Annotated in this window: 10 protein-coding genes; 7 read left to right on the top strand and 3 right to left on the bottom strand. The window is 73.9% G+C overall.

Features of this window, described 5'->3' with window-relative positions; all coding sequences use genetic code 11:
* Positions 1-498: OsmC family protein (locus LCE31_RS30095; RefSeq protein WP_225019908.1), on the top strand; the 498-nt coding region annotated here is incomplete at its 5' end.
* A gap of 60 nt (positions 499-558) precedes the next feature.
* Here the strand turns inward: LCE31_RS30095 and LCE31_RS30090 are convergent.
* Positions 559-1,818 (bottom strand): FAD-dependent oxidoreductase, encoded by a 1,260-nt coding sequence (locus LCE31_RS30090; protein ID WP_225019906.1) that lies wholly within the window; start codon positions 1,816-1,818, stop codon positions 559-561.
* A 292-nt stretch (positions 1,819-2,110) separates the two neighbouring features.
* Between LCE31_RS30090 and LCE31_RS30085 the strand changes: the two genes are divergently transcribed.
* Genes LCE31_RS30085 through LCE31_RS30075 form a run of 3 tightly spaced genes read left to right on the top strand, consistent with a single transcriptional unit; the run spans position 2,111 to position 4,275 of the window.
* Entirely contained in the window at positions 2,111-2,395 is a 285-nt protein-coding gene (locus LCE31_RS30085; protein WP_225019904.1) for a WXG100 family type VII secretion target, read from the top strand.
* A complete protein-coding gene (locus LCE31_RS30080; RefSeq protein WP_225019901.1) occupies positions 2,392-3,825 on the top strand; it encodes a WXG100-like domain-containing protein in 1,434 nt (477 codons plus the stop codon). The genes LCE31_RS30085 and LCE31_RS30080 overlap by 4 nt, the downstream gene beginning before the upstream one ends.
* Positions 3,826-3,840: 15 nt before the next feature.
* The gene (locus LCE31_RS30075; RefSeq protein ID WP_225019899.1) at positions 3,841-4,275 is read left to right on the top strand and encodes a hypothetical protein; all 435 of its coding nucleotides are present in this window, start codon (positions 3,841-3,843) and stop codon (positions 4,273-4,275) included.
* A gap of 55 nt (positions 4,276-4,330) precedes the next feature.
* On the opposite strand, the gene LCE31_RS30070 is transcribed toward LCE31_RS30075, so the two are convergent.
* Both LCE31_RS30070 and LCE31_RS30065 read right to left on the bottom strand, forming a co-directional pair.
* Entirely contained in the window at positions 4,331-5,809 is a 1,479-nt protein-coding gene (locus LCE31_RS30070; protein WP_225019897.1) for an APC family permease, read from the bottom strand.
* 267 nt (positions 5,810-6,076) lie between these two features.
* Positions 6,077-7,006: a LysR family transcriptional regulator gene (locus LCE31_RS30065; protein ID WP_225019895.1), complete on the bottom strand. Its 930-nt coding sequence runs from the start codon at positions 7,004-7,006 to the stop codon at positions 6,077-6,079.
* Positions 7,007-7,182: 176 nt separating this feature from the next.
* Here LCE31_RS30065 and LCE31_RS30060 point away from each other — a divergent pair, with 176 nt between their 5' ends.
* The 3 genes from LCE31_RS30060 (at position 7,183) to LCE31_RS30050 (ending at position 10,444) form a co-directional block, all read left to right on the top strand.
* Positions 7,183-8,325 carry a YeiH family protein gene (locus LCE31_RS30060; protein WP_225019893.1) on the top strand — a complete coding sequence of 381 codons (1,143 nt, stop codon included), beginning with the start codon at positions 7,183-7,185 and terminating at the stop codon, positions 8,323-8,325.
* 53 nt (positions 8,326-8,378) lie between these two features.
* Positions 8,379-9,062, top strand: coding sequence for a GntR family transcriptional regulator (locus LCE31_RS30055; protein WP_225019891.1), 684 nt, complete (start codon positions 8,379-8,381; stop codon positions 9,060-9,062).
* 155 nt (positions 9,063-9,217) lie between these two features.
* On the top strand, positions 9,218-10,444 hold the full coding sequence (locus LCE31_RS30050; RefSeq protein ID WP_225019889.1) for a threonine synthase: 1,227 nt from the start codon (positions 9,218-9,220) through the stop codon (positions 10,442-10,444).
* The last annotated feature ends 35 nt before the right edge of the window (positions 10,445-10,479 follow it).

The raw sequence follows: 10,479 nt of genomic DNA, 5'->3' as shown, positions 1-10,479 counted from the left end.
TCCCGAACTCTCGTACTGTGTGCTACCGTACTCACCATGCAACCGCTGCCCGAGCCTGCCCCCGAGTCGCTGACGCTTGGGTCGGGGCGGGACGCGCGCGGTGCCCAGGTGCGGATCGGGCGCGTCGACGGCGAGGGTTCCTTCACGCCGGGCGAGCTGCTCCAGCTCGCGGCGGCGGGCTGTGCCGCTGTGACCGTGGAGGAGCTGGTCGTGGGCCGCGCGGGCGAGGACGCCCGCTTCGTCGCGACGGCGGGCAACGACCGGCGCCCCGGTTCCCACGAGTACGACGCCCTGCATGTGAGCCTCGACGTCGACCTCTCCTCGCTGGACGAGGCGGCGCGTGAGCGGGTCGCGGCGGCGATCCGTACGGCGGTGGAGCGGGAGTGCACCGTGAGCCGCACGATCGAGAAGGGCACCCCGGTCACCCTCGACATCGCGACGGGCGGCGGCCGGGCGCCGACGGCCGGGGCGCCGGAGGCGGTCGGCGTCGGCGACTGACCCGGCGCGGGCGGACCGGCCGCAGGCGAACCGGGCGCGGCGTCGGTCCGACCGTGGACGTCAGCCCGACCGGCGCCCTGTCGCGGCCCGGGGCGGGAGCGGCGCCCGGCGGGCGAAGGCGGGGGCGTGCTCCGGCCTGATCCCGACTCCCAGCACGTGGGCCGGGGCGGCGGTCAGCGCCGGGACCCGGTCCAGCAGGCCGGTCAGGGCCCTCGGCGGCGCGCCCCGCCTGCCTTGCATCACCGGGCCTATGACGGCGCGGTGCAGGGCGCGCTGCATCGACTGTGCCGCCATGACCGGCGCCAGCCGCCGGGCGCGCACCGCGGCCAGCTCCGAGGCCGTCACCCCGCCGCGCAGCAGGGGACGCGCGAGCAGGGCGGCCGCGGCGACCGAGTCCTGTACGGCCAGGTTGATGCCGATGCCGCCGACGGGGGACATGGCGTGCGCCGCGTCCCCGACGCAGAGCAGCCCCTCCGTGTGCCAGCGGCGCAGCCGGTCCATCCGGACGTCCAGGAACGACACGTCGTCCGTCGAGGCGAGGTGGTCCACCCGGTCGGCCAGCTCGGGACAGACCCGGGCGACGTTCCGCCGGAGCCCCTCGACGCCGAGCCGCCGGAGGTCCTCGCCCTTGGGCGCGAGCAGGGCGATCTGGTAGTAGCCGATACGGGGGATGACAACGGCGAAGCGTCCTGGCGCCATCCGGGGGACGAGCCCGTCGCCGCTCTCGTGCGGGTGGCGCGGGAGCCGGAACCACCAGGCGTCGAACGTGATGGGGAACGAGACGGGACGCAGTCCCGCAGACCGCCGTACCGCCGACCAGCGGCCGTCCGCCGCGACCACGAGGCCGGCGCGCAGCGTGCCCTCGGCGCCGTCCGCCGTCCGGTACCCGACCCCGCTGACCCGGCCGCCCTCGCGCAGCAGGCCGGTGACCTCGTGCCGCATCCTGAGGTCGAACGACGGCTCGCGGGCGCCCGCGTCGGCGAGCAGGTCGAGGAGATCCCACTGCGGGGCCATGGCGATGTAGGGATGGGGGACCTTCAGCCGGGACAGGTCGGCGACGGTCATCGTGCGGCCGTCCTCGCCGGCCAGCGCCACGCGGTCGAGCCTGCTGTGGGGCAGGGCCGCGAACCAGCCGCCGAGGCCCAGTTCGTCCAGGAGCGTGAGGGTGGACGGGTGGACGGTGTCGCCCCGGAAGTCGCGCAGGAAGTCGGCGTGCTTCTCCAGGACGGTGACCTCGACCCCGGCGCGCGCGAGCAGCAGCCCCAGCACCATCCCCGCGGGGCCACCGCCCACGACGACGCAGCGCGCGCTCCCGGCCATGACGAGACCTCCGTACGTCGATTATTCATCCCGTGATGAATAAAAGGCCCTTCAGGCTCGCGCGGCCGGGACGTCGTGTCAAGACGGCCTTCGTCCGGGCTCCCGGCTCCCGGCTCCCGGCGCGCGACGGCGCGGAACGGTCGCGGCCGGGCAATCTCTTGTCCAAGAACTGGTCTGCCGCATCCCAAGAGCGGCCTTCAGGAGGCCGGGACGGGGGCAATCCGTGACACTGTGCGAAGGTCTGTGTCTGTGCCACCGCGCGGCGAGGGGAGCCGGTATGGGGAGCGGCAGGATGCGCGTCACGTTCACAACGCTGCAGGACGCGCAGAGCGAGCTGGACGGGATCGCCACCGACCTCGAAGGCCATCTCAAGACGCTGGACGGCGTGGTCAAGGGGCTCGCCGAGAAGTGGCGGGGCGAGACGAAGGGCGCCTTCGAGGAGACGTACGCGGACTGGACCAAGCAGTCCGCGGAACTGCACGCGGCGCTGCGCGCCCTGCACGCGCTGGTGGGCACGGCGCACGGCAACTACAGCGCCGCGAAACAGGCCAACCTGGCCATGTGGAACGGCCGGTGAGCCATCCGGCGCCGCCGGGCAGCAGCCGGACGATCGACCTGTATCCGGGCGATCTGAACTCCGCGGCGGGGAAGTTCGCCACCGGACAGACCCGCCTGGACACCATCGCCACCACGCTGAACAACGCGTTGCAGGACGCGGGCGGCATGGCGGGCAACGACGCGTACGGGCGGAAGTTCGGCCACGAGTACGACCCCGCAGCCAAGGCGCTCTTCCGGGCGCTGTCCGCGGCGGTGCGCGCCATCGGCCAGTCCGCGGACGCGCTCGTGACGACGGCGAACAACTACCTCAAGGCCGACCACCACTCCAACCCCGCCAAGGGCAAGGGGCAGCCGAAGACCTATCCGTGGCCCGGGGTGTTCACCGACATCACGTATCCGGACCCGGCGCCCTCGATCGGCGAGGGGCACTCCTCGGTGCCTTCGGCGCTGGCGAAGTACTGGCCCAACGGCCATCAGGACCGGTTGCGCGACGCGGCGAAGGCGTACCGCACGGCCTCGAAGGCGCTCAAGGGCCTCGGCTCCACCCTGCACGGCCAGGTCACGTCGCTCACCGACAACAACTCCGACGACTCCGTACACGCGATGGCCGCGTTCTGGGCGAAGATCTGGCAGGACGGCGCCGGTACGGGGAAGGCGCCGCTGTCCGCAGCGCACCACGCCTGCGACCAACTGGCCACGGCGTGCGACACGTTCGCGGGGGCCATCGACCAGGCGCACGACAGCGCGGAGGACACGCTCGCGGCGGCGGGCATCTTACTCGGGGTCACGACCGTGGTCGGCGCGATGCTGTCGGTCGTCACGTTGGGCGGCTCCGACGTCGCCGCGGGCGCGGTCGACTCGGCGGAGGCGGGCGCCCTCCTGGGAGGCGTGGAGGCCGAGGCCGAGGCCGCGGTGGCGGACATCGGGGAGAGCGTCATCGCGGACACGGGCGCCGATCTGGACGCGGCGGCCACGTCCGTGCCCGAGATCGAGACGGTCGACGCCGAGACCACCGAGGTCGGCGAGACCCTGGACGAGGAACTGGCCGAGACGGCCGCGCGCGACGGCGACCGGTTCACCTGGGAACCGGAGGAGGACGGCCTCTCGCCCGGACGCATCGCCCAGCTGCGCGGCGACGCCTACGAGAAGTACGCCCAGGACAAGCTCGGCGGCGACGAGGCCTTCACCAACGGCGGTCGGCAGTTCGACGGCAAGTTCCCCGGCGAGGACGGCCAGGAGACCTGGTACGAGGCGAAGTCGGGCCGGTACTGGGACAGGCTCAACGACAACCCCGCGGACCTGCTCAAGTTCAAGTCCAAGCTGGGTGACGCCCGGCGCATCGCCACGGAGAGCGGAAAGAACTTCGAAGTGGTGTCGGAGAACCCGATACCCGAAAATATCAAGGCGTGGCTCCTGAAAAAGGGCTACACGTGGAGAATCATCCCCTAGCGGCAGGTGCGCACCGTGTCCAGGACAGCAGACATCGACTTCACTTTCGTACGCCCCGTCACGGTGGCGTCCGTGGTCCGGGCGCTTGAGCCGTTCGGGTGGTCGACCGAGGAGCCGCTGGGCGTCTCGCACCTGCTGGACGAGGACGAGGACTTCGACTGGCAGCGGGGCGAGCCCGCCGACGCGGAGGCCATCCTCGCCCGGCTTGACGCGGCGGACACCACCGCGACCCACGTGGGCGTCTCCCTGTTCTCCAAGGAGGCCGGCACGGGCGGGCTGCTGCTGTTCTTCCCGGGCCGGACCGTGATCTCCTTCGCCCCCTCCATCAACAGGAGGCCGCTCGCGGAGGGTTCGTCCCTCACCGATGTCTCCTGGTACCTGGGGCAGATGGCGGGGCCGCTCGCGGAGCTCGGCATGAGCGGGTACACCGCCCGCGACCTGGACGGCTGAACGGCGCGTTCCTCCCGCCGCGTCCGGCCGGCGCCGGCGGCCCGGTGGTCCCGCCTCAGGCGCGCGGGCCGGCTCCGGCCGCCGCGGGGCCAGGACCCGCGGTCCCCTCGTGCGACGGTTCGGCCAGGCGCTCCGGCAGGCGCCGCCGGAACAGGGCGTACGCGACGAGCGCGGCGGCCGCCACGCCCAGCGCGATCTCCAGGTCGCGCGGGTGCTGCTGGGTCAGCGCGACGACGACGCCCGCGATGGCCACGAGCGGCGGCAGCGGCCACAGCGGCATGCGGAAGGCGCGCGGCAGCGAGCGGTCGCGCACCCGGCACACCAGCGCGGAGACGGCGACCAGCAGGTAGACGGTGACGATGACCACGCCGGTGAAGGTGATCAGGTCGTTCAGCGAACTGAACACGCACAGCACGCCGTTGCCCACGAACAGGAAGGCGATGGCCGCGACCGGGACGCGCGGGCCCGCCGACACCCGGCCGAAGAAGCGGCTCAGCGGTCCGGGCAGCATGCCGTCCCGGGCCGCGGCGTAATAGACGCGCGCATAGCCGAGGTTGGCGGCGAGACCGGTGTCGAACATGGCGACGACGACGCCGGACAGCAGGACCGTCGCGCCGGTCGGGCCCATCACCTGGTGGGCGATCAGGGACAGCGGTGAGGCGTCGGACGCGGTCGCGGAGAGGTCGTGCACGGCGTACGTGGGGGCGATCACCGCCGCCACCTCGACCACCACGGCGACCAGCGCCGCCACGACCACGGCGCGGGGGAGCGCGCGCCGGGTGCCGCGTGACTCCTCCACGAAGTACAGCGGCCAGTCGTAGCCGTTGAACGCGAAGAGGGCGGGGACGACGGCGGCCAGCAGGCCCGCGGCGCCGACGCCGGTCACGGCACCGCCGCCCGTGCCGCCCGACACCGCGACGGCCGGGGCGGTGAACGGCGCGTTCCCGCCCGACGCGTGGGCGAACGCGAAGCCGGTGAAGACCAGCACGACCGCCAGCTCCAGTACGAGCATCGCGCCCGCCACCCAGCTCGCCGGGGCGATCTTCCCCAGCGACAGGGCGGTGACCAGCACCATCATGCCGAGCGCCACCCATCCCACCGGGGGCCCGCCCGGCACCAGCGAGGAGAGGTACGTGGCCGACGACACCAGGATCGACGCCGTCGACACCAGCCCGAGAAGCAGGAACAACACTCCGGCGACGCCCCCGAACACCGGCCCGAGCGCCCGGCGCACGATGGTGTACGCGCCCCCGGCCGAGGGGAAGACCGAGCCGGTCTCGGCGTAGCACAGCGACATGGCGAGGGCGATGACGCCGCCGATGACGAACGCCCACACCACGCCGGTGCCCGCCGAGCCCAGGCCGGAGCCGTAGACGAGGAACACGGACGTGGTGGGTGAGATCGCGGAGATGGCGATCGCGAGCACGTTCCACGGCCGCAGCGCCGCGGCCCGCAGTCCCCGTGGCGGCGCGCTCGCGCCGTCCGCGCCGCCGCCGTCGCGGTCCCGCTCGTGGTCCTTCGTCCCGAGTGCCATGCGCGCGCCTCCTGCCGTGCTGGACGTGAGCGCGTGGAATCCCGCCGCGCGCACTGACCGTACGCCGTCAGACCGGGCACCGACCGTAGCCGATCGGGCGGATCGCGCCCAGACCACACCGCGCCGCGCCGCAGCGTCGGCGGGCCGCCCGCAGTACCGGCGGGCCGCGCCGTGTCGTCGAGCGACCGCGCCGCGCCGCAGCGCCGACGGACCGCCCATAGGACCGGCGGACCGCGCCGCGCCGCAGCGTCGGCGGGCCGCGCCGCCCTACCGTGTCCGCGACGCCAGCGCGATCAGGTCGCGTACCGGGCCCTGGGGCGGCTGCGGGCCGCCTGCCCACACCGCCCGCAGGTCGCGGACCAGGTCGAGTCCCGCGACCGGCACGGCGCGCAGGCGGCCGAGTGTCAGGTCGTCGGCCACGGCGAGCGAGGACAGGGCGCCGGGCCCGGCACCCGCGGCGATGGCCGACTTCACCGACGCCGTGCCGGTCAGCTCCAGGGCTGGTCCGGCCCCCGGGGCCTCGGGGACGGCCGCGTCCAGCGCCGCCACCAGCGCCTCCCGGGTGCCGGACCCGGCCTCGCGCGTGACCAGCGGGGTCCTCGCCAGTTCGGCCGCGGTCACCGGCGACCTCCGGCGCGCCCACGGGTGCGACGGGGCCACCACGACGAGGAGTTCGTCCCGCGCGACCGTGCGGGAGCGCAGTCCGAGGGGCGCGCGGGGGCCCTCGACGAAGCCGACGTCCGCCGTGCCGCGCTCCACGGACTCGGCGACCGCGACGCTGTTCGTCGCCTCCAGTTCGATGTTCGTGGCGGGGATGCCCTGCTGCGTCTGCTGGTCCCGCAGCGCCACCAGCCAGCGCGGCAGCAGATGGCCGGCGATGGTGAGGCTCGCGGCGACCTTGAGGTGCCCGGCCCGGTCGGTGCGCAACGCGGTGATGCCCGCGTCGAGTTCGGCCGCCGCGTCGAGCACGCGGGTCGCCCACTGCTCGACGAGCCGGCCGGCCGCCGTGAGGTGCGAGCCGCGCGGGCCCCGGCTCAGCAGGGCGAAGCCGACCCGGCCCTCCAGCGCCCGTACGCGCTGGGAGAGCGCCTGCTGCGAGACGCCGAGTTCGGCCGCGGCGAGGCGCAGGCTGCCGGTCCTCGCGACGCCCGCGAGCATCTGGAGGTCGAGGAGGTCGGGGACGTGGGTGCTGAGCATGGGGCCGGTCTTTCGTCGTGCGCGGACCTCGGGCGGGGTGCCACCGTGAGGCGGCGGGGAACCCGTTGAAGAGGCGTGTGGCAGGGAGAGCGACAGGAGTGTGACAAGGGATTCTTGTTGCTCCCACAAGCAATTGCAGACTACTCCGTCCCTCGGGTGCCGCGCACGGTGGAGGAGTGAAGAATTCCCAGGTCCGCACACCCGAGAACGCCCGCGGGCACGGCGGTGCCCGCCCGCACGGGGGCCACGGCCCGCGTATGCGGGAGGGCCTCTCACCGCGGCGGCTGAACCCCGCATGGGGCCCGGGCATCCTGGCCGCCGCCCTCGCCACCGTCGTCGCCTACGCCGTGGCGCACTGGGTGCCCGGGCTGAACCCGTCCATCGTCGCGGTGATCCTCGGCGCGCTCGTCACCAACCTCCACCTGCACAGGCCCGCCCTGCACGCGGGCACCCGGCTCGCCGGCAAGCGGCTGCTGCGCTGGGCCGTCGTACTGCTGGGGCTCCAGCTCTCGCTGCCGGAGCTGGCGCGGCTCGGTGCGCGGGGGCTCGCCGTGGTCGCGGTGACGGTCGCCGCCACCTTCGTCGGCACCCAGCTCCTCGCGAAGGCGCTCGGCGTGCCGCCCGCGCGCGGGCTGCTGGTCGCCACCGGGTTCTCGATCTGCGGCGCGTCCGCCGTGGCCGCGATGGAGCCTGTCGCGGACGGGGACGACGAGGACACCGGGGTGGCGGTCGCCCTCGTCACCCTCTGCGGGACGCTCGCCATCGTCGTCCTGCCCGCCCTGCGCGGTTCGCTCGGTCTGAACGTCACCGACTTCGGGTCCTGGGTGGGCGCGAGCGTGCACGACGTCGGCCAGACGGTGGCGACCGCGCAGCGCGTGCCGGGCGCCCTGACGACGGCCGTCGTGGTGAAGCTGACGCGTGTGGTGCTGCTGGCGCCGCTGGTCGCGTCGGTGAGCCTGGCGGCCCGGCGCCGCCACCGCGTCCCCGCCACAGGCCAGGACGTCCCCGCTACGGGGCAGGACGACCGGGCGGACGCGCCGGCGGCCGGACGCAGGATGCCGCCGCCCGTGCCGCTGTTCGTCGCGGGCTTCCTCGCGGCCATCGCGCTGACCAGCACCGGCCTGCTGCCCGAACGGGTCCTCGCCGACGCCAAGGCCGTCCAGTCGGTCCTGCTGGTGGCGGCGCTCTTCGGCCTCGGCACCGGCATCCACGTCCCGGCCCTCGTCCGCACGGGCCGCCGCTCGCTGGTGCTCGGCCTCGCGTCCTGGGTGCTGGTGGCGGCCGTCGCGTACGCGGGGGTGCGGGTCGCCGCGTGGTGAGCGGTCCCGGACCCGCTGGTCACGGCGCGTGGCGGATGCCATCATGCGGTCCTATGGCGATCGAGCGGCAGACGTACAAGGGGCAGGCGTACCGGGAGATCCGCCAGATGCTCGTGGAGGGCGAACTGGCCCCCGGGGCCAAGGTGGTGGTGCGCCTCCTGTCCGAGAGGCTCGCGCTGTCGCCCACACCCATCAAGTCGGCGCTCGCCGGCCTGGAACGTGACGGTTTCCTCGTCGCGGTGCCGCACCGCGGCTACTTCGTGCCCGAGGTCGCGGTCGAGGACATGCGGGAGATCTACGAGCTGCGCGAGGCGCTCGACGGCATCGCCGCGCGCAACGCGGCCGGGGCGAAGGACGCCGAGGAGTTCGTACGCCGCACTCTGCGCCCGCTCTACGAGGAGCAGCGGCGGCTGCTGGACGAGCACGGCGGCGAGGGCTACAGCGCGGTCGACGTCGCGTTCCACCGTGCGATCTGGCACGCGTCCGGCAACGCGCGCCTCGCGGGCATCCTCGACAACCTCGGCGGGCAGTTGCGGTTCGCCTCCGGGTCCTCGTCCCGGGTGCCGGGCCGCGTCCCCGAGGCGCTCCAGGAGCATGAGGCGATCATGGCCGCCCTCGCGGCGGGCGACTCGGCGCTCGCGGAGCGGCTCTCGCGCGAGCATGTCCGCAGAGCCGCCGAGGCGTTCGGCGGTGTCGTGACGCCCGGTTCGCCGACGCCGTACCGCCCGGCCGGCTGAGCGCGGGGGCCGGCGCGGGCGGTTCCTCCCGGGCTCTGTGAACGCGCTGTTACGTCTTCCCGGCGGTGAGCCAAGGATTGAGACAACCTCTTGACGGCCCGGGAAACTTGGATTCAAAATCCAAATTGCTCCTGACCGCCCGCACGAGGAGACCCATGCCGCACTCAGCCCTCAGCCACCTCGACTGCTCCAAGACGGGCCGCCGCTACGACGCCGACCAGGTCCAGGGCGTGAGCGACGCGGGTGTCCCGCTGCTGGCGCGCTACGACCTCGAACGCGTCGCGGCGACCGTCACCCCGGCCGACATCGCCGCCCGCCCCGCCACCCTCTGGCGCTACCACGAGGTGCTGCCCGTGCGCGACGAGGCGAACGTCGTCTCGCTCGGCGAGGGCATGACCCCGCTGCTGCCGCTCCCGTCGTACGGCGCCGCCATCGGCGTCCCCGGCCTGCTGATGAAGGACGAGGGGCTGATCCCCACCGGCACCTTCAAGGCGCGCGGCGCGGCCGTCGGCGTGTCCCGGGCCAAGGAGCTCGGGGTGACGGGCGTCGCGATGCCCACCAACGGCAACGCGGGCGCGGCCTGGGCCGTGTACGCGGCGCGGGCCGGGATGACGTCCCTGATCGCCATGCCCGTGGACGCGCCCTCGATCACGCGCGCCGAGTGTGTCGTGTCGGGCGCCGAGCTGTACCTGGTGGACGGCCTCATCGGCGACGCGGGCAAGCTCGTGGCCGCCGCCGTCGCCGAACGCACCGGCTACCAGGAGGTCTCCACACTCAAGGAGCCGTACCGGCTCGAAGGCAAGAAGACCATGGGCTACGAGATCGCCGAGCAGCTCGGCTGGCGGGCGCCCGATGTGATCCTCTACCCGGCGGGCGGCGGCGTCGGCCTGATCGGCATCTACAAGGCGCTGCTCGAGATGCGCGAACTGGGCTGGCTGAAGGGCGAGTTGCCCCGGCTCGTGGCCGTACAGGCCGAGGGCTGCGCACCCATCGTGGAGGCGTACGAGGCGGGCAAGGACGAGAGCGTCGCGTTCCCCGACGCGCACACCGTCGCGTTCGGCATCACCGTCCCGAAGGCGCTCGGCGACTTCCTCGTCCTGGACGCCGTGCGCAGGACCGAGGGCACGGCGATCGCCGTGAGCGACGCGGAACTCCTCGCCGAACAGGCCGAACTCGCGCGCCGCGAAGGCACGTTCATCTGCCCGGAGGGCGCGGCCTGCATGGCGGCGGCCAAGCGGCTGCGCGCGTCGGGCTGGCTGCGCGAGGGCGACCGCACGGTCGTCCTCAACACCGGCGCCGGCATCAAGTACCCCGAGACCGTCGCCGTCGACGTCCCGACGCTCGCCGTCGACTCCCGTATCCCCGCCCCGTCGGGGTCCTGACCGCGCGCCCGCCGGGGGCCCCGACTGCCTCGTGC

The organism is Streptomyces sp. 8L, from assembly GCF_020176795.1.
GTDB lineage: Bacteria > Actinomycetota > Actinomycetes > Streptomycetales > Streptomycetaceae > Streptomyces.
The sequence above is the reverse complement of the archived record's forward strand: the minus strand, read 5'-3'. Positions and strand labels throughout refer to the sequence as shown.